The organism is Arenimonas sp. (assembly GCF_019459675.1).
Lineage (GTDB): Bacteria > Pseudomonadota > Gammaproteobacteria > Xanthomonadales > Xanthomonadaceae > Arenimonas.
Map to the genome: position 1 here is coordinate 1 of NZ_JAIBFH010000100.1, position 6,930 is coordinate 6,930.

The 6,930-nt window shown below is 68.8% G+C and carries 7 protein-coding genes; 3 read left to right on the forward strand and 4 right to left on the reverse strand.

All coding sequences use genetic code 11. The annotated features are described in order from the left end of the window. Positions 1 to 120 precede the first annotated feature (120 nt). The gene (locus tag K0M70_RS03695; RefSeq protein ID WP_290779447.1) at positions 121 to 1,527 is read left to right on the forward strand and encodes an alkaline phosphatase PhoX; all 1,407 of its coding nucleotides are present in this window, start codon (positions 121 to 123) and stop codon (positions 1,525 to 1,527) included. 67 nt (positions 1,528 to 1,594) lie between these two features. Next, positions 1,595 to 2,029: an MAPEG family protein gene (locus K0M70_RS03700; protein WP_290779449.1), complete on the forward strand. Its 435-nt coding sequence runs from the start codon at positions 1,595 to 1,597 to the stop codon at positions 2,027 to 2,029. A gap of 81 nt (positions 2,030 to 2,110) precedes the next feature. Here the strand turns inward: K0M70_RS03700 and K0M70_RS03705 are convergent, their stop codons facing one another. Genes K0M70_RS03705 through K0M70_RS03720 form a run of 4 tightly spaced genes read right to left on the reverse strand, consistent with a single transcriptional unit; the run spans position 2,111 to position 5,766 of the window. Continuing rightward, the gene (locus tag K0M70_RS03705; RefSeq protein ID WP_290779451.1) at positions 2,111 to 2,434 is read right to left on the reverse strand and encodes an EF-hand domain-containing protein; all 324 of its coding nucleotides are present in this window, start codon (positions 2,432 to 2,434) and stop codon (positions 2,111 to 2,113) included. Continuing rightward, the gene (gene rlmM, locus K0M70_RS03710; protein ID WP_290779453.1) at positions 2,424 to 3,485 is read right to left on the reverse strand and encodes a 23S rRNA (cytidine(2498)-2'-O)-methyltransferase RlmM; all 1,062 of its coding nucleotides are present in this window, start codon (positions 3,483 to 3,485) and stop codon (positions 2,424 to 2,426) included. Before rlmM ends, K0M70_RS03705 begins: the two co-directional genes overlap by 11 nt. Next, the gene (locus K0M70_RS03715) at positions 3,460 to 4,017 is read right to left on the reverse strand and encodes a nucleoside deaminase (protein WP_290779455.1); all 558 of its coding nucleotides are present in this window, start codon (positions 4,015 to 4,017) and stop codon (positions 3,460 to 3,462) included. The genes rlmM and K0M70_RS03715 overlap by 26 nt, the downstream gene beginning before the upstream one ends. Continuing rightward, positions 4,018 to 5,766: a glutamine--tRNA ligase/YqeY domain fusion protein gene (locus K0M70_RS03720; protein ID WP_290779457.1), complete on the reverse strand. Its 1,749-nt coding sequence runs from the start codon at positions 5,764 to 5,766 to the stop codon at positions 4,018 to 4,020. Positions 5,767 to 5,926: 160 nt separating this feature from the next. On the opposite strand from K0M70_RS03720, the gene K0M70_RS03725 reads away from it, so the two are divergent. Next, a partial coding sequence (locus K0M70_RS03725) for a 7TM-DISM domain-containing protein (RefSeq protein ID WP_290779459.1) occupies positions 5,927 to 6,930 on the forward strand: 1,004 nt, incomplete at its 3' end.

A 6,930-nucleotide genomic window follows, 5' to 3' on the forward strand; every position in this document is an offset into this window, starting at 1 on the left:
CCCGCCGCCAGCGAGCTGCGCATCGTGGCCACGGCCATCGAGATCGCCGACTGATACCGGCTGTCATCCGTTTGATAAGTACACCTGTTCAACTGCGGGGCCTCCCGCCGAGGCCCCCGCATGAGCCATGAGTCGACTCCGCTGATTTCCCGCCGCCAGCTGCTCAAGGTCGGTGGCCTGGGCCTGGGCGCCGCCGCACTGGGACTGAGCCCGGTCGGGCGACTGCTGGCCCAGGCGGGCACCAGCGGCCTGGTGCACGCGGGCTATGGCGCGCTCCGGCCGGTGCGCGACACCAATACCGGGCTGGCGCTGCTGCGCCTGCCGGAGGGCTTCAGCTACACCACGTTCGGATGGACCGGCGAGGCGCTGGCCGGTGGCCGGGCCTGCCCGCGCAAGCATGACGGCATGGGCGTGCTGCGCGCCGACGGCGACCTGGTCACGCTGGTGCGCAACCACGAGGTCACCGACGATCCGGGCGGCAGCTTCGCGCCACCCGAGGCCACCTATGACCCGGACTGCGGCGGCGGCACGGTGACGCTGCGCTTCGATACGGCGGCCGGCAAGCTGGTGGACATGCGGCCTTCGCTGTCGGGCACGCTGGTGAACTGCGCCGGCGGCGTCACGCCCTGGGGCACCTGGCTGTCGTGCGAGGAGATCGTGCTCGACAAGGGCCAGAAGGTGCCGGTCGGCCCCGACTACGTGCACGAGATGAAGCAGTCGCACGGTTTCGTGTTCGAAGTCCCGGCCACGGGCCTGTCGAAGGCAGAGCCGCTGCTGGCGATGGGCCAGTTCAAGCACGAGGCGGTCTGCGTGGATCCGGGCAGCGGCATCTTCTACCTCACTGAGGACCTCAAGCCTGCGGCCGGCTTCTACCGGATGTTGCCTACGGTGCCGGGCGAACCGGTGCGCGGCGGACGGCTGCAGATGCTCAAGGCGGTCGGCTCGCCCGACCTGCGAACGGGGCGTCGGGTGGGCGAGCGCCATGCCGTGCAGTGGGTCGAGATTGAAGACCCGACGGCGGGCCTGGGCGCGGACGGCGAAGACAACGGCGTGGTCACGCAGGGCCTCGCCAACGGCGGCTCGGCCTTCATCCGGCTGGAAGGCTGCATCCACGGCGATGGCCGCGTGTACTTCACGTCCACCAGCGGCGGCAACGCCGAATGCGGCCAGCTGTGGGCCTACCACCCCGGCCAGGAGACGCTGGAGCTGGTGTTCGAGTCCCCGGACGCAGCGGTGCTCGATTACCCCGACAACATCATCCTCAGCCCGCGCGGCGGCCTGGTGATCTGCGAAGACTCCGAACAGCCCGTGCAGCGTCTTTACGGCATGACCCGGGACGGCGGCCTGTTCGAGTTCTGCCGCAGCGATGTGCGCTTGGACGGCTTCCGCGGCTACAGCGGCGACTTCCGCGGCGCCGAGTGGGCCGGTGCCTGCTTCTCGCCCGACGGCAAGTGGCTGTTCGCCAATCTCTACGAGCCGGGCTTCAGCGTGGCCATCACCGGTCCCTGGAAGGACGGATTGATCTGATCGCCGGGATTGCGGGCCGGGCGCCCAACGCGGATCATCACACCATCCCAGACCTTCCGGAAACGCGATGATCACACTTCTTTATGCTGGCCTGTGCACCCTGCTGGTGCTGGCACTCGCATTCCGCGTTATTGCCCGCCGCCTGTCCGCGAAGATCGGGATCGGCGATGGCGGCGACCACATCCTGCAGCGCCGCATCCGGGTGCACGCCAATGCGGTGGAGTACCTGCCGCTGGCGCTTATCCTGCTCGGCGGCATGGAGTTGAACGGCTATCCCAACGCCGTTATCCACGGTTTCGGCGCCACCCTGCTGCTGTCGCGCATCCTGCACGCCTGGGGCCTGAGCCGTATCTCGGGCGCCAGTCCCGGCCGCTTCGTCGGCACGCTGCTGACGCTGCTGCTGATGATTGCGATGGCGCTGTTCGCCGTCGCCGGTTTCGTGGCGCCATACCTGGCCAGCGACGCTGAGGCCGAAGCCGCCTCGATCTACGAAGGCGGGTGACACCGAGGCCGTGGGAGGGACTTAAGTCCCGACGCATGCGGGTGGAGAGCATCGGGACTGAAGTCCCTGCCGCGGGAATTTTCAGCGGGGCGGCGCCAGGAGTTCGGCGCGGCTGAGGCTGCCGTCGCGGTTGCCGTCCTGGCGCCGGAACTGCGCGGTGAAGCGTTCGTTGAGCTGCGCGATCGTCAGCGGCTTGGCGTTCGGGATGTGCTGCTCGTGCGGCTCCAGCACGCCGTTGGAGTCAACGTCCATCTGCCGGAAAGCGAAACTCATGCGTTCGAGGAACTCGGCCAGCGACACTTTGCCGTCGCCGTCCAGGTCGACCTTGGCAAAGTAGTCGTCGGCCTGTGCGCCGGCGGCCCCGGCCACCAGCAGCAGCGCCAGCAGGGCGGGCCTAGCCGGCATAAACCGTGATTTCTTCGCGGTCGTGGTACAGCTGCTTGGCGCGGATGGTCAACGGACGGCCCGCGTGGTCGGCGAAGTGCTGCAGGCAGTCGCGGGTTTCGTCCCAGCGCTTTTTCATCGGCAGCTTGAGGTTGAAGATGGCGTGCTGGCACCAGCCGGCGCGGAACCAGGTGGCCATGCGGTCGGCGACCTTGCGCGGCGACTCCACCATGTCGCACACCATCCAATCCATCGGCTTGGGTGGTTCCCAGCGGAAGCCGTCGGCGCGGATATGTTCGATGATCGGCATGTCCATCGCGGTCTGTGCCATCGGCCCGTTGTCCACGGCCAGCACGCGAACGTGCAGGCGCGCCAGCACCCAGCTCCAGCCGCCCGGCGCGGCGCCCAGGTCGGCGGCGTTCATGCCGGGCTGGATGAACTCGGCGCGCTCCTTTTCGGTCAGCAGCATCATCAGCGCTTCCTCGAGCTTGAGCGCGCTGCGGCTGGGCGCGTCGGCATGCGCGCGCAGGCGCGGTACGCCCAGCGGCCACGGCGAAGAATCCTTTACTTCGGCGCTGGCCAGCATGGCGTGGTTGCCGGCGAGCATCAGCACATGCAGGCGCGGCAGGCGCGGGTCGTCCTTGTCGGTCAGCAGGCCGCGCTGGCGCAGGGCAGGGCGCAGGGCATTGCCAAACGACCGCGCCAGGCCGGCAAGCTGCTTGCCTTCGTCCGAATCGGGATGTTCCACCCACAGGTCACCGTTGCGGCCGCGGCCGCCCAGGGCGTCCATGATCGGGCTGATGCGGTCCTTCGGGTCCAGGTCGGGCAGGTCGGCCAGCAGGCGCATTTTCTGCCGCGCGAAGATGATCGTGGACCAGGGCAGGGCGCGCGACAGTTCAAGGCCGTCCTCGACGCCGAGGAACTCGACGTAGCCGGCGTTGCGCTGCGTGCGCGCGTAGCCGGGGAAGCCGGCCATCGCGGCGCGCTCGCTCAATTCGGCGGCAAGCTCGGGCTCGAAGCCCGGGCGGCAATACGCCAGCAAACCTTCAGTAGACAAGACCGCTCTCTCCATAGTCGCGCAGCACGTCGCGAGCATGATCGCGCATCAGGTCGGTGTGTACTTCGATGCCGCGCTTGCGCAGCTCGCCGGCCCAGTCGGCCGGCAGCGGACCCTCGTCGAAGCCGGCGAGGGTCTGCACGTCGTCGGCGCGCGCGGCGATCAGCAGCTCGTCGATGCCGGCCCAGATCAGTGCGCCGTAGCACATGGAACACGGCTGGGCCGACGTGGCCAGGGTGATGCGCTCGCCGCCCTGGTTGAGGCGGAAGTTCTGCAGGCGCTGCTGGCTGGTGGCCAGCGCCATCACTTCGGCATGCGCCACCGAGCAGTTGTGCGGCACCACGCGGTTCACGCCCACGCCCACCAGCCGGCCCGATTCGGTGAACACCGCCGCGCCGAACGGTCCGCCGCTGCGGTGGTCGACGTTGCGGCGCGAAAGCTGGATCGCCAGGGCGATGCGGCTGTCGGCGTCGGGGTACAGGCGGTCGGGCTCCACTTCATCGTGGATCCAGGCCGGCAGGGTCAGGTGGAGCTGCTGGTAGATCATTCAGCCACCGGCCTTGGCGGCCCAGTTGTCGCGCAGCGTCACCGTGCGGTTGAACACGGGCTTGCCCGGCGCGTGGTCGCGGCGGTCGGTGGTGAAGAAGCCCAGGCGCTCGAACTGCAGGCTTGATTCGCACGCCAGCGTGCCGGCCGACGGCTCGACGAAACCGCGCACGATGCGCACCGATTCAGGGTTGAGATGGTCGCGGTAGGTCTTGCCCGCTTCGTCCTTGTCCGGGTCGGGCACGCTGAACAGGCGGTCGTAAAGCCGCACCTCGGCTTCCACTGCCGTGGCCGCGGCCACCCAGTGGATGGTGCCCTTGACCTTGCGGTCGGCGCCCGGCAGGCCGGCGCGGGTGTCGGGGTCGAGCGTGCAGTGCACTTCCACCACCGCGTCGCCATCTTTCACCACGTCGGTGCAGCGCACGATTCCGACGCCGCGCAGGCGCACTTCGCCGCCCGGCACCAGGCGGTGGAAGCCCTTGGGCGGTACTTCCATGAAGTCCTCGCGCTCGATCCACAGCACGGGCGAGAACGGCACCTCGCGCTCGCCGAACGCCGGGTCCTTGGGGTGGTTGGAGAAGCGCAGCAGCTCGGCGTGGCTGTCGGGCAGGTTGGTGATCACCAGCTTCAGCGGATCCACCACCGCCATGCGGCGCGGCGCCGCCGCGTCCAGCACTTCGCGGATGCAGCCTTCCAGCACCGAGAAATCAATCAGCGAGTTCTGCTTGCTGATGCCGACGCGGTCGGCCAGCAGGCGCAGCGCGGCCGGCGGGCAGCCGCGGCGGCGCAGGCCCTGCAGGGTGGGCATGCGCGGATCGTCCCAGCCCGACACCAGGCCTTCTTCCACCATGGTCAGCAGCTTGCGCTTGCTCATCACGGTGTAGTTGATGTTCAGCCGCGAGAACTCGATCTGGCGCGGCTTGGCGGCCGGCACGGCGAAGCCGGCGTCCACCAGCGGCTGGTACAGCTCCGGGTGGCCGACCAGGTCCACGTGGTCCACGCACCAGTCGTACAGCGGGCGATGGTCTTCGAACTCCAGCGTGCACAGCGAGTGGGTGATGCCTTCCAGCGCGTCGCTCAGGCAGTGCGCGTAGTCGTACATCGGGTAGATCGGCCAGGCGTTGCCGGTGTTCTGGTGCTCGACGTGCTTTATGCGGTAGATGGCCGGGTCGCGCAGGTTGATGTTGCCGCTGGCCATGTCGATCTTCACGCGCAGCGTGCGCGCGCCGTCGGGGAACTCGCCGGCGCGCATGCGGGTGAACAGGTCCACGTTTTCTTCGACGCTGCGGTCGCGGAACGGCGAGTTTCGGCCCGGCTCGGTGAGGGTGCCGCGGTATTCGCGCACCTGTTCGGCGTTGAGGTCGCACACGAAGGCCTTGCCGTCGCGGATCAGCTTGAGCGCGCTGAGGTAGAACACCTCGAAGTAATCGGAGGCATGGCGCAGCTCGGCCCATTCGAAGCCCAGCCAGCGCACGTCTTCCTTGATGGCCTCGACGTACTCGGGGTCTTCCTTGGCCGGGTTGGTGTCGTCGAAGCGCAGGTTCACCGGGCCGCCGAATTCCCGGCCGATGCCGAAGTTCAGGCAGATGGCCTTGGCGTGGCCGATGTGCAGGTAGCCGTTGGGCTCGGGCGGGAAGCGCGTGCGGATGGCGGCATGCCGGCCCGTGGCGAGGTCGTCGCGGATGATCTGGCGGATGAAGTCGTTCTTCTCCGGCAAGGCGGCGTCGATGGCGTTGGGCGTGGAAGTCATGCGTCCGGAGGGGCGGAGGGGAGGTCGCTCAGTTTACCGGCTCCTGGAGCCCAATCGGCCCTCGGCTGAACGAAGAGCCCAAGCGAGTATAGAATCGGGCGGCCGGGGGGCGATTCGCGTGTCAGAGGGGAGAAGAAGCTTGCATGTCCTTCGAGCCAGATTGATCAGCCTGCTGGCCTTGCTGCTGTGTGCCCTGGCGGTTCCTCCGGCCCAGGCCGCCGCGGCCCCTGGGTTTGAGCTGGCGGTGATGGACACCCCGGTGGAAACCACCCTGGACGACATCCTCAGCGGCCGGGCCCAGCCCGGGTTCACGCCGGTGCTGACCCCCGGCTTCGAGTTCGATGCCAGGGAAGGGCGGATGCTGTGGGTCCGCATCCGCGTCGACCTGCCGCCAGCCCCCGACGGCGGCTGGCAGTTGGGCCTCAACCGCGTTCCGCTCGACCGCATCACGCTGCTGGTGCAGCCCCCGGGCACGCAGGTGGCAAAAGCCAGCTTCTTCGCCACGCGCTTCGGCGAGTCGCCCTGGCCCGAGAACTTCTACCTGCCCCTGCCCAAGGACCTGGCCGGTCCCACCACTTTCTACCTGCAGCTGGAGGGCCGCGTGCGCGGCGGCCTGCACGTGAGCCTGCGCGACGCCAGCAGCGCGCGCAGCAGTGAGCTGGCGGCACGGCGTTTCTTCCGTTTCCTCTACGGCCTGCTGTTGGGCGTGGCGGTGTTGTCGCTGGTGCGCCATATCGAAGACCCGCGCTCGGGCGCCCTGGCCGTGGGCGGCGCCGCGCTGTCGACCTGGCTGGCCTGCCTGGGCGTCAACGGCCACCTGTATTCACTGCCGGAAGTGGCGCTGCTTTCCGACCTGGGCGCCGTGGTGCCGCAGGCGCTGCTGCTGCTGGGCGCCGGGCCGCTGGTGCTGGCCACCCGCTACTACAGCGGCCTGTCGAAGTCGGCCCCGCGGCTGGTGCCGTGGATGCGTGGTCTTGGCTGGCTGCTGATCGCGGCGGCCTTCTACGGGCTGGTGGTGTCGAGCGCGTCGCCGCTGGCGCTGCAGATGATGGCCTGGGTGGGCTATTCACTGGCGGGCCTGGCCTGCCTGCTGATGCTGCTGCTCGACGCGCGGGGCTATCGCTGGCTGGCCGTGCTTTCCCTGCTGGTGACGGCGGCAGCGGT